Origin of the sequence: Streptomyces soli (genome assembly GCF_003999195.1) — a bacterium.
In the GTDB taxonomy this organism is placed as follows: Bacteria; Actinomycetota; Actinomycetes; order Streptomycetales; family Streptomycetaceae; genus Actinacidiphila; species Actinacidiphila soli.
In genome coordinates, this window is record NZ_RJVR01000333.1 from 1 (window position 1) to 24306 (window position 24306).

A 24306-nucleotide genomic window follows, 5' to 3' on the forward strand; every position below is an offset into this window, starting at 1 on the left:
GCCGCCGAGGCCCACGCCGCCACCGACCTCGGCCGCGAGCTGCGCGCCGCGCTGACCGGGCCGGCCGACGCGCTGCGCGCACTGCTGGGCGCCGACGCCGACGAGTGGCACGCCCTGGTCTGCGTACTGCCCTGGACGGCGGAGGACGTTCCGGGGATCCGTACGGTGCCGGGAGCGGCGGCGCTGTCTGCGGTGCCCCAGGCGCAGGGCCCGCAGGGGGCGGCCCTGGCGGCGCTGGTCCGGCTGCGGTCGCCCGAGGTGGTGACCCCCGCGCACACCGCCGCAGCCCGGTTGCTGGAGGCCGGTCCGGGTGCGGGCGCCGGGGTGAGCGCGCCCCGCCGGGGCCTCGACGCGCTGCCCGAGGCCTGGGGCGAAGCACTGGCCGCCGCCCGCGTGGCCCGGGCCCGACCCCGGCTCGGACCTGTGGCCGACTGGTCCACCCTGGGCCCGTACCGCCTCCTGGCGGCCCTCACCACCACCCCGGACCCGGCCGTACGCCCCCTCCTGGAACCCCAGCACGCCGACCTCGCCCGCACCGCCGAGGTCTACCTCGACTGCGCGGGGCAGGCCGGACGCACCGCCGCCGAGCTGCGCATCCACCGCCAGACGCTCTACTACCGGCTCTCCCGGGTCGAGCAGCTCACCGGCCTCGACCTCGACTGCGGCGAGGACCGGCTGCTGCTGCACATGGCGCTGAAGTCCGCCCGGCTTCAGGACACGCAGGGACCGCGACTTCGGGGCACGGCGAAAGACCCGGGTCGTTGACCCGGGCCCGAGGAGATCCGGCGCACGGACGGTCCCCGGAAAATCCTGATCAACCCATGACGCGTGTCTCAGAAAGTCCTGTCTCGGTTAACCGGTCCTATTTGCAACATTTGCTCCGATTTGCGACGTGGTCAAGGGCTACCGAGAGCAATCGGTCAGGGACCCGAATCCTCAAGGGGCGTGAAGTCACGGGGCCGCGTCGCGTGCCGCAGGACCAGGATGGCCAGCGCCATGACGAAGATCAGCCCGACCAGGATGACGAGCTCGATTCCCTGGGGATCCCACCGGAACGACTGCTCGGCCTCGGCGGTGACGATGAGGACCTTGCGGACTCCCGCGATCAGACCCACGACGAGGAAGGGTTCCGCGTCCAGTGTCCGGTTCCTGATGGTGAGGCGGACCGTGTGCAGAAGCTCGGCCACGATGAACAGCACCAGGCCGTTGTCCAGCGTGGACAGCACGATCGTCGCCTCGTGGTACGGCCCTTTCAAGGCGTCCACGAGGTCGTTGACGACACCGACCAGCAGGATGCTCCCGAGAATCAGCAGCAGCACCGCGACGACCAGGTGGATGGTGTCCTCGGCGCCCTGCAGGAACTTCTGGAGGCGGCCCTCGAGCCCGTCGGAAGGGTGCGGCACACACAGCAATCTACGACCGCCGGAGCGTTCACGCCCGAGTTCGTCCGCCGCCCGTGCTAAGCGACCGTAGTCGGCAGTGTCCGTTCACGAACGCGTGGGCGCCGGCGGCAGTGGGACGTCCTTGACGGGCGTGCTGTTCTTGTCCGGGATGTACATGCCGGGGATGGGCTCGTCCACGGTGCGGAACAGCAGGACCACGCCGTCCTCCGACCACAGCTGGGCGTAGCCATGGGCGAGCAGCAGCCGCACCCGGGCCTGCTCCTGGGCGGCCGAGGCGAAGGGGAAGGTCCGCTTCACCGTCTGGAGCAGGACGTAGTCGGCGCCGCGTGGCGTGTTGTCGGCGATGAGCGTGCGCGTACGGGCGGTCAGGTGTGGGGCGACATTGTTGTCGGCCTCGACCGTGACGCCGTCGGGGATGAACGAGGCCGCCTCGACCAGGGCCCGCTCGGGGGCGTTCGGCTCCCAGTGGGCGGGGTCGGCGAGCCGGGCGACGCCCAGCAGGAGACCCATGGCCAGGGAGGCGGTGACTACGGCAGCCGCCCAGCGGCGGGTCCGGCCGGGGGCACGCGCGTGCAGCCGGGCCAGGGTCTCGATCGCGGCGACCAGCAGCACCGGCCAGAGAAAGGCGTCGTAGTGGTGCGCCATCGACCAGTGGCTGGGGTTGTCCGAGAAGAGCCGCTCGGCCAGCAGCGGTAGCGCGCACAGCACGGTGGCCGACCGGAGCGGCAGGAAGAGCAGCGGCAGGAACAGCCAGAGCAGCAGGGAGACCTTCTGCCAGTTGTTCACGGCCAGCGAGAACGACGTCACCGGGTCGGTCAGCAGCCGTACGATCACCGCGCCGACGTTGGGCCCGAGCCGGCCGTAGTTCCAGTAGTAGCCGGACACGCCGCCCATCGCCGGGATCAGCCAGCGGATCGCGGCGAAGCAGGCCACCGGCCCGGCCACGAGCAGGGCGAGCCCGGTCCGTACGCCGCGCCGCTCACCGTCCCGACCGCCGCTGCGCAGCGCGAGCACGGCACCGTACGTCGCCACCAGCAGCCCCATGTCCTCCTTGGTGCACAGCAGCAGGACCGCTGCGACGATCACCCCGCCGTAGCGGCGGGCCTGGCCGCGCTCCAGCATCAGCAGAGTGAGCGGCACCGCGAAGGCCACCTCGTGGAACCCCTCGCGGGAGGCCATGAACAGCGGCCAGCCCAGCGCGTACACCAGCCCGGCGAGATCGGTGGCGGTGCGCGAGGTCTCGGGGGCGGCGTCGGCGAAGCAGCGCACGGTGATGCGCCGCACCAGGGGCACGCCGACGGCGAAGAGCGCGGCCTGGGCGATCAGCAGGACGCGGGGGTCGTCCCAGATCCAGTAGAGCGGTGCGAGGAACGCCAGGACCGGTGAGAAATGGTCGCCGAGCAGCGAGAAGCCCGGCGGGAAGTCGTGGTGGAAGTTCTTGATCGGCGAGCGCGGCAGATGGAGGTGCGCGTAGGCACGGATCGCCTGGTCGAAGATTCCGAGGTCGAAGCCGCCGAGCCGGACGTTTGACCACTGCTGCAGCCCGACGCCGAGCATCACGCCGAAGCAGAGCAGGGTCAGTGCGACGGTTCGTATTCGATGGCGGTCCGGCGCGAAGGTGAGCAGCGGGGCGAACGCCCTGGCGAGCTGCTGCTCCGTGGTCGGTACCGTTCCCATCCGCTCCGGTCTCCCCACGGTCCACATCGACAACCGGTTAACCCTAACGGGCCCCATCATGGCGCACTGTGACCAGCATCACAGTGCGACATGATCGGCTGGGTCCTCAGGCCTCGAGGTTGACCGCGCGGGCGGAGGTCGCCCCGATCTCCCCGGAGATCTCGGTGAGCACCTGCGCCGGCACCGCGGAGTCGACGGTCAGCGCCACCAGCGCCTCACCGCCGGCCACCGCCCGGGCCACCTGCATACCGGCGATGTTGATCCCGGCCTCGCCGAGGATCCGTCCGACCGTGCCGACCACGCCGGGGCGGTCGGTGTAGCGGAGGAAGGCCATGTGGTCGGCCAGCACCAGGTCCACGTCGTCGTCGCCGACGGCCACGACCTTCTGGATGTGCTTGGGGCCGGCCAGCGTGCCGGAGACCGAGAGCTCCTGGCCGTCGGCGAGGGTGCCGCGCACAGTGACCAGGTTGCGGTGGTCCGGGGACTCGCTGCTGGTGGTCAGGCGGACCTCGACGCCGCGCTCCTGCGCGAAGAGCGGAGCGTTGACGTACGACACCGTCTCGTCGACGACGTCCTCGAAGACGCCCTTGAGGGCGGACAGCTCCAGCACCTTCACATCGTGCTGGGTGATCTCGCCGCGCACCACGACGTCGAGGCGCGCCGCGACCTCACCGGCCAGCGCCGTGAAGATCCGGCCGAGCTTCTCCGCGAGCGGCAGACCCGGCTTCACGTCCTCGGCGATGACCCCGCCCTGGACGTTGACCGCGTCCGGCACCAGCTCGCCGGCGAGCGCGAGGCGGACCGAGCGGGCGACGGAGATACCGGCCTTCTCCTGCGCCTCGTCGGTGGAGGCACCCAGGTGCGGGGTCGCCACGACGTTGTCGAACTGGAACAGCGGGGAGTCCGTGCAGGGCTCCTTCGCATACACATCCAGACCGGCGCCCGCGACCCGGCCCTCCTTGAGCGCGGAGGCCAGCGCCTCCTCGTCCACGATCCCGCCGCGCGCGGCGTTGACGATCCGGACCGAGGGCTTGACCTTGTGCAGCGCGTCCTCGCCGATCAGCCCGACCGTCTCCGGGGTCTTCGGCAGGTGCACGGTGATGAAGTCCGAGACCTCGAGCAGCTCGTCGAGGCTGACCACCTTCACGCCCATCTGGGCGGCCCGCGCGGGCTGGATGTACGGGTCGTACGCGACGATCTTCATCCCGAACGCCGACATCCGTTGCGTCACCAGCGCGCCGATCCGGCCGAGGCCGACGACGCCGAGCGTCTTCTCGGCCAGCTCCACGCCCGTGTACTTGTTCCGCTTCCACTCGCCCTGCTTCAGCGCGGCGTTCGCCGGCGCGATGTTGCGGGCGACGGCGATCAGCAGGCCGCAGGCCAGCTCGGCGGCGGTCACGATGTTGGAGGTCGGGGCGTTCACGACCATCACGCCGGCCTTCGTGGCGGCGGACACGTCGACGTTGTCCAGGCCGACGCCCGCCCGGGCGACGACCCGCAGTTTCGGGGCGGCCGCGATGGCCTCGGCGTCGACCTTGGTGGCGCTCCGCACCAGGATCGCGTCGACATCGGTGATCGCCGAGAGCAGCTCGGCACGGTCGGCGCCGTTGCAGTGCCGGATCTCGAAATCCGGCCCCAGCGCGTCGACAGTGGCGGGCGACAGCTCTTCAGCGATGAGTACGACGGGGTTGCTCACGTGAGTCCTCACTAGTCCCTGGCGAACGGCCGCGTCCCGACGGCCGAAGGCGGTGGAGAAGGATGGCATGTCGCGTGGAAGACGCACGACGCTGTGAGCCTGACGCGCTTGTTAATGGAGTGTATCGGCGCGACGGACCGGGTCCTGCGCCGTTTGGTAAGGATCACCCGCACGTGGCTGTACGGGCTGGACAAACCGGGGTTGTCCAGCCACGACGGCGGGACGCGAAACGGCGCTGTCCGGCGGTGCCGAGCGGCCCTTGCCCGCGGAAACACGGGGTGGCGGCCGGTTCGGCGCCGCCGGACAGCGCCGTCCGGCGTCCCGCCGTTACGGCGGAAAAACATCCCAGGGGGCCAGTGAGGCCCCCTGGGGCCGAGCAGTGCGAGCACGGCGTCAAGCGATCGGAGGCGTTACGCCTCCTCGTCCACCCAGGACATGAGCTTGCGCAGCTTGCGGCCGGTGGTCTCCAGCAGGTGGTTCTCGTCGGCCTTCTTGTACTCGTTGTACCGGGGGAGGCCGGCGTTGTACTCGGCGATCCAGTTGTTGGCGAAGGTGCCGTCCTGGATCTCGGCGAGGACCTTTTTCATCTCGGCCTTGGTCTGGTCGGTGATGATGCGGGGGCCGGTGACGTAGTCGCCCCACTCGGCGGTCTCGGAGATCGACCAACGCATCTTCTCCAGGCCGCCCTCGTACATCAGGTCGACGATGAGCTTCAGCTCGTGGAGGCACTCGAAGTACGCGATCTCCGGCTGGTAGCCCGCCTCGGTCAGCGTCTCGAAGCCCGCCTTGACCAGCGCGGCGGTGCCACCGCACAGCACGGCCTGCTCACCGAACAGGTCTGTCTCGGTCTCCTCGGTGAAGGTCGTCTTGATGACGCCGGCCCGCGTACCACCGATGCCCTTGGCGTACGACAGCGCCAGCGGGAAGGCGTTGCCGGTCGCGTCCTGCTCGACGCCGGCGATGCAGGGGACGCCACGGCCCTCTTCGTACTGGCGGCGCACGAGGTGGCCGGGGCCCTTGGGGGCGACCAGGGCGACGTCGACGCCGGCCGGGGGCTTGATGAAGCCATAGCGGATGTTCAGGCCGTGGCCGAAGAACAGCGCGTCGCCGTCCTTGAGGTTGTCCTTGATGGACTCCTCGTAGACACGGGCCTGGATGGGGTCCGGGGTCAGGATCATGATGACGTCCGCCTCGGCCGCCGCCTCGGCGACGGAGACGACACGCAGGCCCTGCTCCTCGGCCTTGGCCTTGGACTTGGAGCCCTCCTGCAGGCCGACTCGGACGTCGACGCCCGAGTCACGCAGGGACAGCGCGTGCGCGTGGCCCTGGCTTCCGTAACCGATGACCGCGACCTTGCGGCCCTGGATGATCGAAAGATCGGCGTCGGCGTCGTAGAACAGCTCGGCCACTTTGGGGTCTCTCCTTGGATCTGGCGGGTTGCCCACACAGTACGTCCGGCGGGCGGATGAGGGTCTGACGGTCTCGCTATGCGGATCGGTCGAGGGCGCGCAGCGAGCGGTCGGTGATGGAGCGGGCACCGCGTCCTATGGCGATGGTGCCGGACTGCACCAGCTCCTTGATGCCGAAGGGCTCGAGCATCTTGAGCATGGCTTCGAGCTTGTCGGCGCTGCCGGTGGCCTCGACGGTGACGGCCTCCGGGGAGACGTCCACGGTCTTGGCGCGGAACAGCTGGACGATCTCGACGATCTGGGAGCGGGTCTCGTTGTCGGCCCGCACCTTCACCAGAACGAGTTCGCGCTGAACGGCCGAGCCGGCTTCCAGCTCGACGATCTTCAGGACGTTGACCAGCTTGTTGAGCTGTTTGGTGACCTGCTCGAGCGGGAGTTCCTCGACGACGGTCACCACGATCGTGATGCGGGAGATCTCGGGGTGCTCGGTGGTGCCGACGGCGAGCGAGTCGATGTTGAAGCCACGGCGGGAGAACAGGGCGGTGATCCGGGCGAGGACACCGGGCTTGTTCTCGACCAGGACGGAGAGTGTGTGCTTGGACATGGGGGCGTCTTACCTGTCTCTCAGTCGTCGGCCGCGTCGCCGAAGTCGGGACGCACGTCGCGGGCTGCCATGATTTCGTCGTTGGAGGTGCCGGCGGCGACCATCGGCCACACCATGGCATCCTCGTGGACGATGAAGTCGACGACCACCGGGCGGTCGTTGATCGAGTTGGCCTTGGCGATGACCGCGTCAAGGTCGGCGGGGTCGTCGCAGCGCAGGCCCACGCAGCCCATGGCCTCGGACAGCTTGACGAAGTCCGGGATGCGGGTGCCGGCGGTCGGGGTCTTGCTGGCTCCGGTGTGGGAGCCCTGGCCGGCGTTGGTGTCACCGGCGTGCAGGACGGTGTTGGAGTAGCGCTGGTTGTAGAAGAGCGACTGCCACTGGCGGACCATGCCCAGGGCGCCGTTGTTGATGATGGCGACCTTGATCGGGATGTTGTTCAGCGCGCAGGTGACCAGTTCCTGGTTGGTCATCTGGAAGCACCCGTCGCCGTCGATCGCCCAGACGGTCGCACTGGGCACGCCGGCCTTGGCGCCCATCGCGGCGGGGACGGCGTAGCCCATGGTCCCGGCGCCGCCGGAGTTGAACCAGGTGTTGGGCTTCTCGTACTTGATGTACTGGCTGGCCCACATCTGGTGCTGGCCGACGCCGGCCGCGAACAGGGTGTGGTCCGGGGCCAGCTCGCCGATGCGCTCGATGACCTGCTGCGGCGACAGGCTGCCGTCCTCGGGGAGGTCGTAGCCCAGCGGGTAGGTGTCGCGCCAGCTGTTGAGCTGCTTCCACCAGTCGCTGTAGTCGCCCTTGTGGCCGGACTCGTGCTCGGCCTGGACGGCGACGATCAGGTCGGCCAGCACCTCGCGGGCGTCACCGACGATCGGCACGTCGGCGGTGCGGTTCTTGGAGATCTCGGCCGGGTCGATGTCGGCGTGGACGATCTTGGCGTACGGCGCGAAGGTGTCGAGCCGGCCGGTGACGCGGTCGTCGAAGCGGGCGCCGAGGGCGACGATCAAGTCGGCCTTCTGCAGGGCGGTGACGGCGGAGACGGCGCCGTGCATGCCGGGCATGCCGACGTGCTGCGGATGGCTGTCGGGGAAGGAGCCGAGCGCCATCAAGGTGGTGGTGACCGGGGCGCCGGTGAGCTCGGCGAGGATCCGCAGCTCGGTGGTGGCGCGGGCCTTCATGACGCCACCGCCGACGTAGAGCACCGGGCGCTTGGCCTCGTTGATCAGCCGGGCGGCCTCGCGGATCTGCTTGGCGTGCGGCTTGGTCACCGGGCGGTAACCGGGCAGGTCGGCCTGCGGGGGCCAGGAGAAGACGGTCTGGTTCTGCAGGGCGTCCTTGGCGATGTCGACCAGGACCGGGCCGGGGCGTCCGGTGGAGGCGATGTGGAACGCCTCGGCGATGGTCTTCGGGATCTCGTCCGCGTTGGTGACCAGGAAGTTGTGCTTGGTGATCGGCATGGTGATGCCGCAGATGTCCGCCTCCTGGAAGGCGTCCGTGCCAATGGCCTTGGAGGCGACCTGGCCGGTGATCGCGACCAGCGGGACCGAGTCCATGTGGGCGTCGGCGATCGGGGTCACCAGGTTGGTGGCGCCGGGGCCGGAGGTCGCCATGCAGACGCCGACTTTGCCGGTCGCCTGGGCGTAACCGGTGGCGGCGTGGCCGGCGCCCTGCTCGTGGCGGACCAGGATGTGGCGCACCTTGATGGAGTCCATCAGCGGGTCGTACGCGGGAAGGATCGCACCGCCCGGGATGCCGAACACGGTGTCGGCGCCGACCGCCTCGAGAGAACGGATGAGGGACTGGGCGCCCGTGACGCGCTCTGCGGGGTGGGCGGAGTGCGGCGCGGCGCCGCGGGCCCGCGGCTGCGGGTGGTGGGCCCCGGTGGCCTGCTCGGTCATCTGCGATCTCTTCTCTCGGAAGATTGAGGGTGGTTTGTCTAAGTCCCGGGCAACAAAAAACCCCTCGTGCCGGTAGGCAAGCGAGGGGAGCGCGTCGGTGCGTTCCACGAGGCGGTGAGGGGCCTCGGGTCAGCCGACGCGCTTTCCAAGTACGAGAATTCGGGTGCGCATGGCACTGACCTTCCTCCTGGCCTGGGCGGAGTGTCAAGCGGGCGGGACGGCAGTCTCACTATTTGAGCGCAACTCGTCCACTGTACGGCTGCTACGCACGGTCAGCTGACCGCCGGAAACGGCCACCACCTCCCTTGGTACCGGGTAGCTGCCCCGGGTCAGCGAGGAGCGCAGCCGGTGCTCGTCGAGCGGCCCGGAGAAGGCCATACCCTGGCCGTGCGTACACCCCATCGAGCGTAGCGCGACGACCTGTTCCGGGCGGTCCACCCCGTCGGCCACCGTACGAATGCCGAGCTCCCCGGCGATTCGGATCAGCCCGCCGGTGATTTTGTGCAGCCTCGGCGATTCCACCACACCGTCGGTGAAGGACCGGTCGAGTTTCACCACATCGACGGGGAGCCTGCGCAGCGCTGTCAGCGCCGCGAATCCGGCGCCGAAGCCGCCGAGGGCGATCCGCACGCCGATCCGGCGCAGGGTGCTCAGCCGGCGCTCCAGGTCGGTCAGCGAGATCCGGGGGTCCTGGTCGGTGAGTTCCAGCACCAGGCCGCCCGGCGGCAGTTCGTGGCGGGCCAGCAGGGACTCGAGATCCCGGGCCGGTGACTCGCGGTCCATCAGGCGGTGCGTGGAGATCCGTACGGCTACGGGAACGGGGTGCCCCGATCCGTACCGAAGCGCGGCCTGCCCGACGGCCTCGGCGAGCAGCCAGCGGCTCAGCTCGGAGGTGCGGTCGGTGTCCTCCGCGACCCTCAAGAACTCGGCGGGGGTGAACAGGATGCCCTGGGCGGAGCGCCAGCGGGCCTGCGCCTCGACGGCGGTGATGCGGCCGCCCTGCAGGTCCACGACCGGCCGGTGGAGCAGGGTGAACTCGCCGTCTTGCAGCGCGGCGCGCAGCCGCCCGGCCAGCTCGGTCCTGCGCACTGCTTCTCGTTGGTAGTCCGCCTGCATCTGCGGCGCGTACATCTCGACGCGGCCCTTGCCGGCCTGCTTGGCCCGGTACATCGCCAGGTCCGCGTTGCGCAGCAGCTCCCCCGGGGTGACGCCGGGCTCGGCGAAGGCGACGCCGATGCTGGCGTCGACCCGCAGTTCGGTGCCGTCGAAGCGGTACGGCTCGGAGAGGCGGGCGCGCAGCCGGTCGGCGATCTCGTGCACCTGGTACTCGCGCTTGTGCCGGTCGGTGCTGGTGCCACAGATGAGCGCGGCGAACTCGTCGCCGCCCAGGCGTGCCGCGGTGTCGCCGGCCCGCACCGACTCCTGGAGCCGCCGGGCCGCCTGGATGAGCAGCTCGTCCCCGGCCTGATGGCCGACCGTGTCGTTGACCGCCTTGAAGCCGTCGAGGTCGATGAAGAGCACCGCGACGCCGCCCGCCTCGCCGTCGCCGGCCCGGCGGCCGCTCAGCGCCTGACGGGTCCGCTCGGTGAACAGCGCCCGGTTGGGCAGATCGGTGAGCGCGTCGTGCGAGGCGCTGTGCTGCAGCTGGGCCTGGAGGCGTACGCGCTCGGTGACATCGCGGCTGTTGAAGATGAGGCCGCCCTGGTAGCGGTTGACCGTGGACTCGACGTGCAGCCAGCCGCCCCGCCCGGAGCGGATCCGGCACTCGATACGGGTCGCGGGCTCCTCGGTGGGATGGGCGGCCAGAAACCGGCGCACCTCGTGCAGCACGCGGCCCAGGTCCTCGGGGTGGATGTGCGAGGACAGCTCGGTGCCGACCATGTCCTCGGCGTCCCGCCCGTACACGCCCTGGGCAGCCGGGCTGACGTAACGCAGGATGCCGGTCGGGGCGGCGATCATGATGACGTCGCTGGAGCCCTGCACCAGGGAGCGGAAGTGGTTCTCCTTCTGGGCCAGTTCCTGGGTGAGGGAGATGTTGTCCAGCAGCATGATGCCTTGGCGTACGACGAGGGCGAGCACCACGAAGCAGCCCGTGAGCAGCACCACCCGGTCGACCTTCTGGCCGTCGATGGCGTTGTAGAGGATGCCGAGCACGCAGACCGCTGCCGCCAGGTACGGCGTGAGGGCGGCGAGCGACCCGGTGACCTTGCGGCCGGAGGCCAGGGCGTCCGGAGCGGGCGGGCGCGGGAAGTCCGGCCCGCGCCGGGCCACCCAGGGGGAGTACGCGAGGAGCATGCTGCCCGCGAACCAGCCCGCGTCGAGGATCTGGCCGGATCTGTAGTGCTCGCGCAGCAGCGGCGAGGTGAACAGCGCGTCGCACAGCACGGTCAGGGCGAGCGCGGCGATCGCGGTGTTCACCGCCGCACGGTTGGCCGACGTACGCCGGGAGTGCAGCGCCAGCACCATGCTGACCAGCATGATGTCCAGCAGCGGATACGCGAGCGAGAGCGCGACGCGGAAGGTGCTGCGGCCCTCCCCCTGGGCGGCGTGGGCCAGCGCGAGGCTCCAGGACAGGGTGAGCAGCGAGCCGCCGATGAGCCAGGCGTCCAGCGCCAGGCAGACCCAGCCGGCCCGGGTGACCGGGCGCTTGGCGAGCAGCAGCAGGCCGATGATGGCGGGTGGGGCGAAGAGCAGAAAGCAGAAGTCGGCGATGGAGGTACGCGGCACGGGCTCGCGCAGCACGACCTCGTACCAGCCCCACACGCCGTTGCCGAGCGCGACCATGGAGGAGGAGACCGCGAACAGCGCCCAGGCGGGCCGGTGCCGCCGCCCCGAGCCGTTGACCGCGTACACCAGGCAGGAGACGGCGGCGGTGAGCGCGGCGGCCGAGAGCCCGAAGTCGCCCATGACGAGGGCCACCTCGGCCGAGCCCCAGCCCAGGGCCGCACCGGTCGCGTATCCCCCGCAGAGCACCGCGACGACCAGCTGTGGCAGCAGCCCCGCCTTCCCGCCCTGCAGCGGTGGCCCGGCGAGGACCGCCCCGGTCGCACTCACCGCGCGGTCCAGGGTGGCCGTGGCGGTCCCGTGAGGTCCCGCGTCGGGTTCTTTCTCCATTGGCAGTGCACGCCCGTCGCCCCCCATCAAGTCCTGTGTCGTCCTGCGCCCGTTCGCGGCCTCCTGTGGCCGCGCGAGGCGCATACCCCCATCGGGACGATACACCAGTTCCGTCACTCAGGGACATAGTTCCTCTACACAGCGTGACCACAGGGGAGGTGCCGTCACCGGGTGCGGTCACCTGGTGACGCAAGGGAGTTCAGGTGGCTGCCTCAGGTCGTCGCCACGACGTTCTCCAGGGGTTCGCCGGCCACGAAGCGCCCTACCTGGGCGCGCAGCAGCCGCTTGGCGCGCGGCAGGAACGCGGAAGTGGATCCTCCCACGTGGGGGCTGATGAGGACGCCCGGGGCGTGCCAGAGCGGGTGGCCTGCGGGCAGCGGCTCAGGGTCGGTGACGTCGAGCGCCGCCTGGATCCGGCCGGATTCCAGCTCGGCCAGCAGCGCCTTGGTGTCGACGACGGGGCCCCGCGCCATGTTCACCAGCAGCGCGCCGTCCTTGAGGCGGGCCAGGAAGTCCGCCCCGGCCAGGCCCTTCGTCGCCTCGGTGAGCGGGGTGGAGAGGATCACCACGTCGGCGGTGGGCAGGAGTTCCGGCAGTTCGGACAGGGCGTGCACCGGGCCGCGCGGGTGCTCGATCGAGGGGGGCAGCGCGGAGCGCTTCGTTGGAAGGGTGGTGGCGGGCGACGGGCGGGCGGTGCGGGCGACCCGTACGATCCGCTCGCACTCGAAGGGCGCGAGCCGGTCCTCGATGGCGGCGCCGATCGATCCGTAGCCGATGATCATTACGGTCCGGTCGGCGAGCGCCGGATAGAAGCCCGCATGCCATTCCTCGGCTTCCTGGCCTTGTACGAAGCGCGGGATGCCGCGCAGCGAGGCGAGGATCAGGGCGAGGGTGAGCTCGGCGGTGCTCGCCTCGTGGACGCCGCGGGCGTTGCACAGGCGCACGCCGGACGGGAGTTGCGACAGATAGGGGGTGACGTGGTCGACGCCCGCACTGAGGGTCTGTACGACCCGCAGTCCGGTCATCTCCGGCAGCGGGCGGGCGGTGACCTCGGGCGGTTTCATGTAGGGCACGGCGTAGAAGGCGGCGGAGGCCGGGTCAGCGGGGAAGTCAGCCGCGCCGTCCCAGAAGACGTACTCCGGTCCTTCCGGTAGTCCGCCGATCTCAGCGGGCGGGATGGGCAGCCAGACGGTGGGGGCGGATGCGTGGTCAGTCATGGTCAGCACGCTATGGCACAGTTGGCGGCCGAGGGAGGTCACCCAAGGTGGAGCGCAGGACAATCGGCGCGGCAGCTCTTGAAGTGGGCGCCGTGGGGCTGGGATGCATGCCGATGAGCTGGGCGTACAGCGCTTCGCGGCAGGACGGCGAGACCTCCCTGCGGGCGGTGCACACCGCGCTGGACCTCGGTACGTCGCTGCTCGACACGGCTGACATGTACGGGCCGTTCACCAACGAGTTGCTGGTGGGGCGGGTGCTCAAGGAGCGACGCGGGGATGTTTTCGTGTCCACCAAGGTCGGCCTGCTCGTGGGCGAGCAACACCTCGTCGCCAACGGGCGCCCGGGCTATGTGAGGCGGGCCTGCGACGCGTCGCTGCGGCGGCTCCAGGCCGATGTCATCGACCTGTACCAGCTGCACCGCGCCGACCCCGAGATACCGGTCGAGGAGACCTGGGGCGCGATGGCGGAGCTGGTCACGGCCGGCAAGGTGCGGGCGCTGGGGCTGTGCGCGGTGGGCGCGCGGGCGGGGCGCCGGGCCGGGGCGCAGATGCACGACGAAACGCTTCGCCAGTTGCGATCCGTCCAGCAGGTCTTCCCGGTCAGCTGCGTCCAGGCCGAGCTGTCGGTGTGGTCGCCGGAAGCGCTGGACGCCCTGCTGCCGTGGTGCGCGGCTCGCGGAGTCGGCTTCCTGGCCGCCATGCCGCTGGGCAACGGCTTCCTCACGGGCAGCCTCAAGCCGGGGCAGGGCTTCGAGCCCGATGACGTACGCGCCCGGCATCCGCGCTTCACCGCCGACATGATGGCCGCGAACCAGCCCATCGTCGCCGGCCTCCGCCGGGTCGCCGAGCGGCACTCCGCCACTCCCGCCCAGGTCGCCCTCGCCTGGGTACTGGCCCGGGGCCCGCACGTCGTCCCCGTCCCCGGCGCGAAGCGCGGCCGCTGGACCGCCGAGAACGCCGGCGCCTCCACCCTCCGCCTCGCGCCGGAGGACTTCGCCGAGATCGCCACCCTCCCCGCCGCCCAGGGGTCCTGGGACTGAGGCGACGCGCTCCCTGCGGGCGGTGCGCCGGGCGCGTCCAGGGCGGCGTGCAGGTCGCGGGCCACCGACCGCCCGGGGTGCCGGGAACCCCGGCAGGCCATGTCCGGGCGACTTGTCCGGGGCCTCCACCGGAACCTGGAAGCGCCGGGCGCCGGGGTAACGGATGTGGTGTGCTTGATCCGTGCCGATCTGCCGGGGAGGGTCCGCTGTGCGACGTCGTACCGTGATCGTGGCGGTTGCGGCGTTCGCCGCAACCGCGCTGCTGGCGGCGGGCTGTTCGTCGTCGGGCCGGGTGCCGCCGTTCGCGACGTCGTCGCCGCCCGCCTCGTCGGCGCCCACGACGGGCTCGAGTCCGCAGGTCTCCGAGTCCGCCGCCCCGGCGAAGGGAACCGCGAAGGTGACCGCCACCGTGGCGACGGGGCTGAACACGCCCTGGGGCATGGCCGTCCTCCCCGAAGGGGATCTGCTGGTCGCATCCCGTGACACCGGGAAGATCACGCGGGTCGCCGCGAAGAACGGCGCGAAGACCACGGTCGGCAGCGTCCCCGGGGTCTCGTCGGGCGGCGAGGGCGGGCTGCTGGGGCTGACGCTGTCGCCCGGCTTCGCCACCGATCACCTGGTGTACGCGTACTTCACCACCGAGTCAGACAATCGCATCGCCCGCGTGCTGTACGACGAGTCCAAGCCCGCCGGAGAGCAGCTCGGCGCCCCGGACACGATCCTGCGCGGCATCCCGCACGGGGCGATCCACAACGGCGGCCGGATCGCGTTCGGCCCGGACGGGATGCTGTACGCCGGCACCGGGGAGAGCGGCGACCGGGGCCTCGCGCAGGACCGGAAGTCGCTCGGCGGCAAGATCCTCCGGATGACCCCCGACGGGGAACCGGCGCCGGGCAACCCGTACGCCGGCTCGGTGGTCTACTCGTACGGCCACCGCAATGTGCAGGGCCTGGCGTGGGACGCCCAGGGGCGGCTGTGGGCAGCGGAGTTCGGCCAGGACACCTGGGACGAGCTCAATCTGATCCGCCCCGGCGAGAACTACGGCTGGCCGGTCGTCGAGGGCATCGGCCACCAGCCGGGCTACGTCGACCCCGTCGCCGTATGGCGCACCGACGACGCCTCGCCCAGCGGCATCGCGTACGCCAAGGGCTCCATTTGGATGGCCTCCCTCAAGGGGGCCCGCCTGTGGCGGATCCCGCTCCAGGGCACGAAGACGGCCGCCGCCCCGCAGGCCTTCCTCATCGACCGTTACGGGCGGCTGCGTACGGTCGTCGCCGACCAGGACGGCACCCTCCTGCTCACCACCAGCAACACCGACGGCCGCGGCAACCCCAGAAGCGGCGACGACCGCATCCTCCGGCTGTCGGTGGGCTGACGTACGCTGGCGGCCAGACATGCTGCTGGGGGTACGCGATGTTCGACCTCTTCGACGAGCTGTTCGCGCCGGGCCGTAAGCACACCGACGACGAGCGAAATCGCCTTGAGCTCTTCCGCGACGAGGAGGGCGACAGCGACCCCGGGCGCGGTCCGATAGACCTCGACTCCGGCACGGTGGTCATACGCCCCCAGGCCCCGCCCCCGAGCGACGAGACTCCCTCTGACGCCCAGGCCCTGTCTGATAAATAGCGCGCCAGCCGCCCGGAGGGCGGGCCCCGCGGCGTCTGGTGCGTGTGATCGCAAGGCGGTGGGGGCACCCCCGGACGAAGTCTGGGGGAGATCGCCCTCGCAGTGGACTACTCGGGCGACTCCGACAGCGAGAGCGCGTGCCTGGGGACTCTCCCCCACCCAGCCGCCAGGCTGGGGGAGCCTCGCGCGGCAGGTGGGATTCGTCGGACAGGGCCTAGGACCCCACGGCGTCCGCGAACAGCCGGAGCCGGTGGGCCAGCGCGGCAGCCTCGCCACGGCTGGAGACGCTCAGCTTGGCGAGGATGTTGGAGACGTGGACGCTCGCGGTCTTGGGTGAGTTGACTCCCTCCCCCGCCTAGGGGCGGGGGGTTCCAGCGGTCACCCGCTGGGCTTCCTGCTTCACCGACGACCGCCCCGTCCGGGAGGACTCCCGTTGAGGTCTTACACCGTCTCCACAGGCCGTGACCGCCAGCCCAGCGGCCAGAATATTGCGTGCCGCGTTCACGTCGCGGTCATGCACCGCGCCGCAGTCGCACGTCCACTCCCGGACGTTCAGCGGCAGCTTCGCCCGGATCGTCCCGCAGGCCCCACACAGCTTCGAGCTGGGGAACCAGCGGTCGACCACCACGAGTTCACGCCCGTACCAGGCGCACTTGTACTCCAGCATCGACCGCAACTCGGTCCACGACGCGTCAGAGATCGCCCGCGCGAGCTTGCCGTTCTTCAACAGGTTGCGGACGGTAAGGTCCTCGATCACGACCGTTTGGTTCTCACGGACGATTCGAGTGGTCAGCTTGTGCAGGAAGTCCCGCCTGCGGTCGGTGATCCGGGCATGGACCTTGGCGGCCTTCCGCCGGGCGCTTCCTTGACGGCGTCCGCCGCCTCGGTCCAGCGGCCCATAGCCAGCAGGGACGAGGCCCGGTTGCTCAGGGCATCGCGCTCACCGCTGCGGCGGGCGGCGATGGTGATCTCCGACATGAGGTCGAGCTGCCGTAGCCGGGTCGTACCCGGGTCGCAGCCGCACCACAGCGGATAGATCTCCCCGTAGTCAGCCAGGATCAGCCCCTCGCGGACCTCGTCCGGGACGCTGTCCCACAGCTCCAACGCCCGTTCCAGCACGTGCCGTTGCTCGGCGTAAGCATGCCGGCGCCGGGCCTCGACGGAGGCCCGCAGGACGGCGGGCAGCGCCTTGGCGGCGTCATGGGCGTGGTACCAGTAGCTGGCCAGCCGGGCGGGGCGTTCGTCGCTGCGTATGAGCGAGGGATCGGCCTCCAGCGCCTCGGCGTAGCGGCGGCTGATGCGGCCGCGTTCGCCGGGCAGCAGATCGTCGCCGACCGCCTCGCGGACCAGGGAGTGGCGGAAGCGGTAGCCGTCCCCGTCGTCGGTGGGGAGGAGGAGGTTGGCGCCGACAGCGGCTCGCAGTGCCTCGATGAGATCGTCCTCGGCGAGCCCGGCGACCGCCGCGAGCAGCGCGTACTCAACGGTGGAGCCGCCCTCGGCGACCACCCTGGCCACCCGCTGGGCGCCGTCGGGCAGGGTCTCGAGGCGTACGAGCAGCAGGTCGCGGAGGCTGTCGCTCAGGCCGGTGCGGCAGCCCTGGCAGCCTGGTTGAGGTCTCGTCCGGCCTGCGGGCCGGTGGCCGGCAGGCCGGACGAAACCGGCAGCCGCTGCCTCGGAAGGCCTTAGACGGCGGGTAGGACGCCTTAGGTGATGTCCGGCCGAGGTCAGCCGGTGGTGGACGAGGTGGTGGTCGCGGCGACCTGCGGGAGGTCGGTGAAGACGTCGAACCACATCACACCGGCGATGAACAGGCCGAGGACGCCGAGGGCCAGGCCGCCCCAGGCGACGGCGCGGGTCCAGGGGGCGGCGCTCTTCGCGGTGAGGAGCACGACGCCGGCGACGATGATCGCGGCGAGGCCGAAGAGGCCGTTGAAGAGGGCGACGGTGTGCCAGGGGGAGCCGTAGATCTGGGCGATCTGCGTGGCGGTGGCGGCGGAGGAGGAGTTGATCTGGCCGATCAGCTGCTGGCGGTCGGACATCAGCGTGCCGATCCAAGTGCCGGTCAGCGAGGACAGGCCCAGTCCGGCGCCGATCACGGCTCCGGCACCGGCCAGGACGCCGGTGGAGGCCGCCACGGGCTCCGACCCGTCGTCGTAGGACGCGATGAAGTCCGCGTCGTCCGCGTCTATCTCGCTGTCCGTGTCGCTGTCGTTTTCGGTCTTCGTCTCGTCCTCGACGAGAAGGTTGTTGTCCGGTTCGACCTCGGCCGCCTTGGCGTCGATTTCGGTCTCGGTGGCGCTTTCGGCCGCCTCAGCGGTCTTCGTGGTCTCCATGGGCGCTCACCGTAGGTGCGGAATCTGAGAGTTCTCTGAGCGTGCGCGAAGAATCCCCGCCCGTCCCTGCCGCATCGGCCGTTCCCTCGATGCTCAGACGTGGCAGGCGGCGCTCCAGCCAGTCCGGAAGCCACCAGTTCCAGCTGCCCATCATGTGCATCAGGGCCGGGACGAGGAGCGTACGCAGGACGAAGGCATCCAGCGCGACAGCGGCCGCCAGGCCGATGCCGAACATGGCGATCGTACGGTCGCCGCTCAGCACGAAGGCGAGGAAGACGGAGATCATGATGACGGCCGCCGAGTTGATCACACGGCTGGTCTCGGCGAGGCCGACCCGGACCGCCCGGCGGTTGTCATGGGTCTCCTGCCACTCCTCGTACATGCGGCTGACCAGGAAGACCTGGTAGTCCATGGAGAGCCCGAAGAGTACGGAGACCATGATCACCGGCAGGAAGGGCTCGATCGGCCCGGCGCTGCCGAGGCCCAACAGCTCACTCCCCCAGCCCCACTGGAAGATCGCGACGACGATGCCGAAGGAGGAGGCGACGGCGGCGATGTTCATTACGGCGGCCTTGAGCGGGATGCCGATGCTGCGGAAGGCCAGGAGCAGCAGCAGGCAGCCCAGCGCCACCACCGATCCGACGAAAAGCGGCAGCTTGCCGACGATCACCGAGGCGAAGTCGGCGTAGCTGGCCGTCACCCCGCCGACGTAGACCTGCAGCGAGGTGCCCTCCGCGGCCTCCGGGATGACATGGTCGCGCAGGTTGCCCACCAGGGCGTCGGTGGCCTGCGACTGCGGAGAGGTGGTCGGCACGACCGTGACCACCTGGACGTCGCTGCCGTGGTCGGCCGACTGGACGCCGACCTCGGCGACGCCCGCGGTGTGCTTGAGGGTGGCGGTGAGCTGCTCCAGGGCGACCTTGTCGGCGGCGTTGTCGGTCTCGGCGACCAACTGCAGCGGGCCGTTGAAGCCGGGCCCGAAGCCTCGGGACAGCAGGTCGTACGCCTGGCGCGTGGTGGTGGTCGCCGCATTGTTGCCCTGGTCGGACGAGCCGAGGTGCAGGGACAGCGTGGGCAGCGCCAGCACCAGCATCACGCCCGCCGCGAGCGTGCCGAGCAGCCGCGGATGCCGCTCGACGAAGGCCGACCAGCGCGCGGCGATCCCGGTGGGCAGCGTGGGCTGCGGGCCGTGTTCGGTGAGCCGGTGGCGTTCGCGCCGGCTGAGGGCCTTCATGCCGATCATGCCCAGCAGTGCAGGCAGCAGGGTCACGGAGGCGGCCACCGTCAGCAGCACGGTCAGCGACGCGGCGATCGCGACGCCGTTGAGGAAGCTCAGCCGCAGGATCAGCATCCCCAGCAGCGCCACGCAAACCGTGCCGCCTGCGAACACCACCGCCCTGCCGGTCGTGCTCACCGCCTTCTCGGCGGCCTCGCGCACCGACAGACCCTGTTTGAGGCCTCTGCGGTGCCGGGTGACGATGAAGAGTGCGTAGTCGATGCCGACGCCCAGGCCGATGAGCATGCCGAGCATCGGCGCGAAGTCGGCGACCGTCATGAGGTGGCCGAGCAACTCGATGCCCATGTACGCGGTGCCGACGCTGACCAGCGCGGTGATGATCGGCAGGAACATCGCGAAGAGCGAGCCGAAGGCGAGCAGCAGCACCACGGCGGCCACGGCCACCCCGACCAGCTCGCTGATGTGCGTCGTGGTGCCCTCGGTGAGGGCGATGGCGCTGCCGCCCAGCTCGACGTCGACGTTGGCGCTCGCGGCTTTCTGGGCGGTGTCGACGACGGCCTTCGCCTGGCTCGGGCTGATGTTCTGCGACGCGGCGGCGAAGGTCACCGTCGCGTAGGCGGTGTGGCCGTCCTGGCTGATCTGCCCGGTGCCGTCGGCCCCGTACGGGCTGGTGACGAAGGCCACGCCGGGCAGTTTGGCGACCTTGTCGAGGGCCGTGGTGAGGCTGCTCTTGACGTCGGCGGCACGGACGGTGCCCTGGCCGGTGTGCCAGACGATGGTGTCGCTGTCGCCGGACTGGCCGGGGAAGGCCTGCTGGAGAAGGGCGGTGGCCTTACCCGACTCGGTGCCCGATATCTCGTAGTTGTTCGAGTAGGCGGAGCCGGTGACGGCGGCCGCGGTGCTCAGGCCGACCAGTGCGGCGAGCCACAGAGCGAGAACGACGAGACGGCGGTTCAGACACCAACGTGCGAGTGCGGCCATTCACTGCTCTTCCCTGGGATACGTGGATCTTTCAGGGAAATGACCCTCAAAGAACACATCACGAACACCAGTCACTCTTTCAGGCTGGAAAGATCCTTTGGGGCGGACGTGGGGATGGTCACAGCTCGCTAACGGAATTCTCAGACGGGATTAAACGGCGAAGGGGCGGTTCTCCCGTCACGGGAGAACCGCCCCTTCCTTGCGTACGCGCAGCTCAGCCCTGCACGCCGAGCTTCTCCAGGACCAGTTCGCGGACGCGCTTGGCGTCAGCCTGGCCTCGGGTGATCTTCATGACCGCGCCGATGAGCGCGCCGGCCGCCGCGAGGTTGCCGCCGCGGATCTTGTCGGCGATGGCGCCGTTGGCCGCGATGGCCTCGTCGACGGCGGCGCCGAGCGCGCCCTCGTCCGAGACGACCTTGAGGCCGCGCTTCTCGACGACGGTGTCCGGGTCGCCCTCGCCTGCGAGTACGCCCTCGATGACCTGGCGGGCCAGCTTGTCGTTCAGGTCACCGGACGAGACCAGCGCCGAGACCCGGGCGACCTGCGCCGGGGTGATCGGCAGCTCGGCCAGCTCCACGCCGTCCTCGTTGGAGCGGCGGGCCAGCTCGCCCATCCACCACTTGCGGGCCGACGCCGCGTCCGCCCCGGCCTCGATCGTGGCGACGATGAGGTCGATGGCACCGGCGTTGAGAACCGACTGCATCTCGTGGTCGGCGATGCCCCAGTCCTCCTGCAGCCGCTTTCGCCGTACGCTCGGCAGCTCGGGCAGTCCGGCACGCAGCTCCTCGACCCACTCACGCGCGGGCGCGATCGGGACGAGGTCCGGCTCGGGGAAGTACCGGTAGTCCTCGGCCTCCTCCTTGATCCGGCCGGGGGTGGTGGAGCCGTCCTCCTCGTGGAAGTGCCGGGTCTCCTGGACGATCGTGCCGCCGGAGGACAGCACCGCCGCGTGGCGCTGGATCTCGTAGCGGGCGGCGCGCTCGACGCTGCGCAGCGAGTTGACGTTCTTGGTCTCGCTGCGGGTGCCGAGCTTCTTCTCGCCGTGGGGCCGCAGCGACAGGTTGACGTCGCAGCGCATCTGGCCCATCTCCATACGGGCCTCGGAAACGCCCAGCGCCTTGATCAGCTCACGCAGCTCGGCGACGTACGCCTTCGCCACCTCCGGCGCCCGCACGCCCGCGCCCTCGATCGGCTTGGTGACGATCTCGATCAGCGGGATGCCGGCCCGGTTGTAGTCCAGGAGGGAGTACGTGGCGCCGTGGATACGGCCCGTGGCGCCGCCCACGTGGGTGGACTTGCCGGTGTCCTCCTCCATGTGGGCGCGCTCGATCTGCACCCGGAAGACCTCGCCGTCCTCCAGCGAGACGTCCAGATAGCCGTTGAAGGCGATCGGCTCGTCGTACTGGGAGGTCTGGAAGTTCTTCGGCATGTCCGGGTAGAAGTAGTTCTTCCTGGCGAAGCGGCACCACTCGGCGATCTCGCAGTTGAGCGCGAGGCCGATCTTGATGGCCGACTCGACGCCGATCGCGTTGACCACCGGCAGCGCGCCGGGCAGACCCAGGCAGACAGGGCAGACCTGGCTGTTGGGCTCGGCGCCGAGCGCGGTGGAGCAGCCGCAGAACATCTTGGTCTTGGTGCCGAGTTCGACGTGGACCTCGAGGCCCATCACCGGGTCGTACGCCTTGAGGGCGTCCTCGTATGACACCAGGTCGTGAGTCACAGTCATTCCTATCAACCCGCCAGCACGTCGTCGTCGCCCAGCCGGCGCAGCTCGCGCACCAGCAGCGCGATGCCGGTCGCGATGGCCGCGGCACTGATCACCGCGTCCAGCAGCAGCAGCTTGTCGCTCTCGGCCTTGCCCCTCTTCACCTGCTTGATGACACCGAGGGTGCCGAAGAGGGTCGTACCGATGGACAGGTAGGTGCCGGGCTTGGACTTCTTGAAGCCCTTGGCCTTTTCGAGCTTGCTCACAGCGTCGGAGCCTCCTCCAGCAACGGGTGCCCCCAGCGTGCGATGAAGCCCGCCTCCACGGCGGCACCGACACGGTAGAGCCGGTCATCGGCCAGCGCCGGGGCGATGATCTGCAGACCCACCGGCAGACCGTCCTCGGGGGCGAGGCCGCACGGTACGGACATGGCCGAGTTGCCCGCCAGGTTGGCCGGGATGGTGCACAGGTCGGCGAGGTACATCGCCATCGGGTCGTCCGCCCGCTCCCCGATCGGGAAGGCGGTCGTCGGCGTGGTCGGCGAGATGATCACGTCGACCGAACCGAAGGAGCGCTCGAAGTCCCGCGTGATGAGGGTGCGGACCTTCTGGGCGCTGCCGTAGTACGCGTCGTAGTAGCCGGAACTGAGCGCGTACGTACCGAGCATGATCCGGCGCTTCACCTCGGGGCCGAACCCGGCCTCGCGGGTGAGGGCGGTGACCTCCTCGGCGGAGCGGGTGCCGTCGTCGCCGACCCGGATGCCGTAGCGCAGGCCGTCGAAACGGGCGAGGTTCGAGGACGCCTCGGACGGGGCGATCAGGTAGTACGCGGCCAGCGCGTACGTGAAGGAGGGGCAGGAGAGCTCGACGATCTCCGCGCCCAGCTCGCGCAGCAGCTCCACCGCGCCGTTGAACCGCTCGACGACGCCGGCCTGGTAGCCCTCGCCGCTGAACTCCTTGACGACGCCGACGCGAAGTCCCTTGACATTGCCGTTGCGCGCGGCCTCGACGACCGGCGGTACGGGCGCGTCGATCGAGGTCGAGTCCATCGGGTCGTGGCCCGCGATGGCCTCGTGGAGCAGCGCCGCGTCCAGCACCGTGCGTGCGCAGGGGCCGCCCTGGTCGAGCGACGAGCTGAACGCCACCATGCCGTACCGGGACACCGCACCGTACGTCGGCTTCACACCGACGGTGCCGGTGACGGCGGCGGGCTGGCGGATGGAGCCGCCGGTGTCCGTGCCGATCGCCAGCGGTGCCTGGAAGGACGCCAGGGCGGCGGCACTGCCACCACCGGAGCCGCCGGGGATCCGGGTGAGGTCCCACGGGTTGCCGGTCGGGCCGTAGGCGCTGTTCTCGGTGGAGGACCCCATGGCGAACTCGTCCATGTTGGTCTTGCCGAGGATCACGATTCCGGCGTTCCGCAGGCGGGTGGTGAGCGTCGCGTCGTACGGCGGGATCCAGCCGTCGAGGATCTTGCTGCCGACGGTCGTCGGGACGCCCTTCGTGGTGAAGATGTCCTTGAGGGCGAGCGGGACTCCCGCGAGGGGCCCGAGCTTCTCTCCCGCGGCGCGCTTGTCGTCGACCGCCTTGGCCGCCTTGAGGGCGCCCTCGGTGTCGACGTGCAGGAAGGCGTGCACCTTCTCGTCGACTGCGCCGATGCGATCCAGGTGCGCCTGGGTCACCTCGACAGCGGATGCCTCGCCGGACGCGATGGTCGCGGCGGTCTCGGCTGCGTTGAGCCTGGTGAGATCGGTCATCGTGATCAGTCCTCCCCCAGGATCTGCGGCACCTTGAAGCGCTGCTGCTCCTGGGCCGGGGCGCCGGACAGCGCCTCCGCCGGGGTCAGGCTCGGCCTGACCTCGTCAGGGCGCATGACATTGGTCAGCGGCAGCGGATGGGAGGTCGGGGGTACGTCCTCGCCGGCCACCTCGGAGACGCGGGCTACCGCGCCGATGATCTCGTCCAGCTGCGAGGCGAAGTGATCGAGCTCTTCGTCCTTCAGCTCAAGACGCGACAGCCGGCCGAGGTGGGCGACCTCCTCGCGCGTGATGCCAGGCATGCAGCGATCCTCTGGGGGTGAGTTTGGTGTTTTCGGACCAATCCTATGGGGGCGGGCCCCCACGGAGCGAAACGCTTTGCGGCTTCGCCTCCGCCGCGGGTCGGGTACGCCCGGCCTGCGGCCGGACGTGGGGTTCCCACCCTCCCTTCGCTCGCCCGTGCGGCTCTGTTCTTCGGCTGACGGTGGCCGAGCGCCGAAGGCTGCACGGAGTGAGCGCCGCCGGCGATGCTTCACCCCCACAGGCGCCACAGAAAGCCAACCACCTAGCCGCATGGGCGAGCGAAGCGAGATGGGGGCCCCGGCCG

The 24306-nt window shown here is 70.3% G+C and carries 18 protein-coding genes and 3 pseudogenes; 4 read left to right on the top strand and 17 right to left on the bottom strand.

Translation table 11 applies throughout. The features are described 5' to 3' along the window. The coding region (locus EFK10_RS39985; protein ID WP_164836335.1) for a PucR family transcriptional regulator at window positions 1-765 on the top strand (765 nt) is incomplete at its 5' end. 155 nt (window positions 766-920) lie between these two features. Here EFK10_RS39985 and EFK10_RS39990 read toward each other — a convergent pair. The 8 genes from EFK10_RS39990 to EFK10_RS40025 all read right to left on the bottom strand — a co-directional run bounded on the left by EFK10_RS39990 (window position 921) and on the right by EFK10_RS40025 (window position 13021). Continuing rightward, window positions 921-1403 (bottom strand): phosphate-starvation-inducible PsiE family protein, encoded by a 483-nt coding sequence (locus EFK10_RS39990; protein ID WP_164836336.1) that lies wholly within the window; start codon window positions 1401-1403, stop codon window positions 921-923. Window positions 1404-1487: 84 nt separating this feature from the next. Beyond that, the gene (locus EFK10_RS39995) at window positions 1488-3080 is read right to left on the bottom strand and encodes a DUF2079 domain-containing protein (RefSeq protein WP_240677769.1); all 1593 of its coding nucleotides are present in this window, start codon (window positions 3078-3080) and stop codon (window positions 1488-1490) included. Between the two features lie 106 nt (window positions 3081-3186). Further along, complete coding sequence (gene serA, locus EFK10_RS40000; RefSeq protein ID WP_127360558.1) at window positions 3187-4776, bottom strand: phosphoglycerate dehydrogenase; 1590 nt, start codon at window positions 4774-4776, stop codon at window positions 3187-3189. Window positions 4777-5186: 410 nt separating this feature from the next. After that, window positions 5187-6185, bottom strand: coding sequence for a ketol-acid reductoisomerase (gene ilvC / locus EFK10_RS40005; protein WP_127360559.1), 999 nt, complete (start codon window positions 6183-6185; stop codon window positions 5187-5189). Window positions 6186-6261: 76 nt separating this feature from the next. Beyond that, complete coding sequence (gene ilvN, locus EFK10_RS40010; protein WP_127360560.1) at window positions 6262-6789, bottom strand: acetolactate synthase small subunit; 528 nt, start codon at window positions 6787-6789, stop codon at window positions 6262-6264. Window positions 6790-6809: 20 nt separating this feature from the next. After that, window positions 6810-8690, bottom strand: coding sequence for an acetolactate synthase large subunit (locus EFK10_RS40015; protein ID WP_127360561.1), 1881 nt, complete (start codon window positions 8688-8690; stop codon window positions 6810-6812). A 204-nt stretch (window positions 8691-8894) separates the two neighbouring features. Continuing rightward, entirely contained in the window at window positions 8895-11744 is a 2850-nt protein-coding gene (locus EFK10_RS40020) for a putative bifunctional diguanylate cyclase/phosphodiesterase (protein ID WP_240677770.1), read from the bottom strand. 272 nt (window positions 11745-12016) lie between these two features. After that, window positions 12017-13021, bottom strand: coding sequence for a 2-hydroxyacid dehydrogenase (locus EFK10_RS40025; RefSeq protein ID WP_127360563.1), 1005 nt, complete (start codon window positions 13019-13021; stop codon window positions 12017-12019). Window positions 13022-13068: 47 nt separating this feature from the next. Here EFK10_RS40025 and EFK10_RS40030 point away from each other — a divergent pair, with 47 nt between their 5' ends. The 3 genes from EFK10_RS40030 to EFK10_RS40040 all read left to right on the top strand — a co-directional run bounded on the left by EFK10_RS40030 (window position 13069) and on the right by EFK10_RS40040 (window position 15687). Next, complete coding sequence (locus EFK10_RS40030) at window positions 13069-14061, top strand: aldo/keto reductase (RefSeq protein ID WP_127360564.1); 993 nt, start codon at window positions 13069-13071, stop codon at window positions 14059-14061. Window positions 14062-14269: 208 nt separating this feature from the next. Next, window positions 14270-15436 (top strand): PQQ-dependent sugar dehydrogenase, encoded by a 1167-nt coding sequence (locus EFK10_RS40035; protein WP_240677771.1) that lies wholly within the window; start codon window positions 14270-14272, stop codon window positions 15434-15436. A 38-nt stretch (window positions 15437-15474) separates the two neighbouring features. Beyond that, window positions 15475-15687 (top strand): DUF6191 domain-containing protein, encoded by a 213-nt coding sequence (locus tag EFK10_RS40040; protein WP_127360565.1) that lies wholly within the window; start codon window positions 15475-15477, stop codon window positions 15685-15687. A gap of 214 nt (window positions 15688-15901) precedes the next feature. On the opposite strand, the pseudogene EFK10_RS40045 reads toward EFK10_RS40040, so the two are convergent. The 9 genes and pseudogenes from EFK10_RS40045 to gatC form a co-directional block, all read right to left on the bottom strand. Continuing rightward, a pseudogene (locus tag EFK10_RS40045) lies at window positions 15902-16024 on the bottom strand (LuxR C-terminal-related transcriptional regulator); the annotation flags it as partial. A gap of 18 nt (window positions 16025-16042) precedes the next feature. Beyond that, window positions 16043-16549: pseudogene (locus EFK10_RS40050) on the bottom strand (RNA-guided endonuclease TnpB family protein); the annotation flags it as partial. A gap of 41 nt (window positions 16550-16590) precedes the next feature. After that, a pseudogene (locus tag EFK10_RS40055) lies at window positions 16591-17286 on the bottom strand (hypothetical protein); the annotation flags it as partial. Between the two features lie 125 nt (window positions 17287-17411). Then, window positions 17412-18020, bottom strand: a complete 609-nt coding sequence (locus EFK10_RS40060; protein WP_127360566.1) for a hypothetical protein — start codon at window positions 18018-18020, stop codon at window positions 17412-17414. Continuing rightward, window positions 17998-20238, bottom strand: coding sequence for an MMPL family transporter (locus EFK10_RS40065; RefSeq protein ID WP_127360567.1), 2241 nt, complete (start codon window positions 20236-20238; stop codon window positions 17998-18000). The genes EFK10_RS40060 and EFK10_RS40065 overlap by 23 nt, the downstream gene beginning before the upstream one ends. Window positions 20239-20452: 214 nt before the next feature. Continuing rightward, window positions 20453-21964: an Asp-tRNA(Asn)/Glu-tRNA(Gln) amidotransferase subunit GatB gene (gene gatB, locus EFK10_RS40070; protein WP_127360568.1), complete on the bottom strand. Its 1512-nt coding sequence runs from the start codon at window positions 21962-21964 to the stop codon at window positions 20453-20455. A 5-nt stretch (window positions 21965-21969) separates the two neighbouring features. Further along, window positions 21970-22209 (bottom strand): hypothetical protein, encoded by a 240-nt coding sequence (locus EFK10_RS40075; protein WP_127360569.1) that lies wholly within the window; start codon window positions 22207-22209, stop codon window positions 21970-21972. Continuing rightward, the gene (gene gatA / locus EFK10_RS40080; protein ID WP_127360570.1) at window positions 22206-23699 is read right to left on the bottom strand and encodes an Asp-tRNA(Asn)/Glu-tRNA(Gln) amidotransferase subunit GatA; all 1494 of its coding nucleotides are present in this window, start codon (window positions 23697-23699) and stop codon (window positions 22206-22208) included. The genes EFK10_RS40075 and gatA overlap by 4 nt, the downstream gene beginning before the upstream one ends. Window positions 23700-23704: 5 nt before the next feature. Beyond that, window positions 23705-24001, bottom strand: a complete 297-nt coding sequence (gene gatC, locus EFK10_RS40085; protein ID WP_127360571.1) for an Asp-tRNA(Asn)/Glu-tRNA(Gln) amidotransferase subunit GatC — start codon at window positions 23999-24001, stop codon at window positions 23705-23707. Window positions 24002-24306: the final 305 nt, after the last annotated feature.

Excerpts from the sequence above, each read along its gene's own strand:
- EFK10_RS39995 (WP_240677769.1), bottom strand. The coding sequence starts at position 3,080 with ATGGGAACGGTACCGACCACGGAGCAGCAGCTCGCCAGGGCGTTCGCC.
- ilvN (WP_127360560.1), bottom strand. The coding sequence starts at position 6,789 with ATGTCCAAGCACACACTCTCCGTCCTGGTCGAGAACAAGCCCGGTGTC.
- EFK10_RS40015 (WP_127360561.1), bottom strand. The coding sequence starts at position 8,690 with ATGACCGAGCAGGCCACCGGGGCCCACCACCCGCAGCCGCGGGCCCGC.
- EFK10_RS40025 (WP_127360563.1), bottom strand. The coding sequence starts at position 13,021 with ATGACTGACCACGCATCCGCCCCCACCGTCTGGCTGCCCATCCCGCCC.
- EFK10_RS40040 (WP_127360565.1), top strand. The coding sequence starts at position 15,475 with ATGTTCGACCTCTTCGACGAGCTGTTCGCGCCGGGCCGTAAGCACACC.
- EFK10_RS40060 (WP_127360566.1), bottom strand. The coding sequence starts at position 18,020 with ATGGAGACCACGAAGACCGCTGAGGCGGCCGAAAGCGCCACCGAGACC.
- EFK10_RS40065 (WP_127360567.1), bottom strand. The coding sequence starts at position 20,238 with ATGGCCGCACTCGCACGTTGGTGTCTGAACCGCCGTCTCGTCGTTCTC.
- gatB (WP_127360568.1), bottom strand. The coding sequence starts at position 21,964 with ATGACTGTGACTCACGACCTGGTGTCATACGAGGACGCCCTCAAGGCG.
- gatA (WP_127360570.1), bottom strand. The coding sequence starts at position 23,699 with ATGACCGATCTCACCAGGCTCAACGCAGCCGAGACCGCCGCGACCATC.
- gatC (WP_127360571.1), bottom strand. The coding sequence starts at position 24,001 with ATGCCTGGCATCACGCGCGAGGAGGTCGCCCACCTCGGCCGGCTGTCG.